Below are 218 nucleotides of genomic sequence, written 5' to 3'. Positions count from 1 at the left end.
CTACGTTATTTTCGTAATCAACAACTGATGTATTACGGCCAACGAGGATTTCACCATAGTTATCATTATTCAAGCCTAAGAAAGTATCTCGGCTTTTGAATGCAATATTGTTATCATCACCTGGATTACCATCAATATTGATACCCACTTCGTACTGATAGATTACATCAGTATTAGCTGTAATTGCTTCAGAACCTTTGAAACCAATACGTGAAGAA

At 35.3% G+C, this 218-nt stretch carries 1 protein-coding gene; it reads right to left on the bottom strand.

Features of this window, described 5'->3' with window-relative positions:
- The coding region (locus V6252_RS13315) for a porin (RefSeq protein ID WP_341610755.1) at positions 1–218 on the bottom strand (218 nt) is incomplete at both ends.

The sequence above is a fragment of the Psychrobacter proteolyticus genome (assembly GCF_038155145.1).
GTDB lineage: Bacteria > Pseudomonadota > Gammaproteobacteria > Pseudomonadales > Moraxellaceae > Psychrobacter > Psychrobacter proteolyticus_B.
The sequence above is the reverse complement of the archived record's forward strand: the minus strand, read 5'-3'. Positions and strand labels throughout refer to the sequence as shown.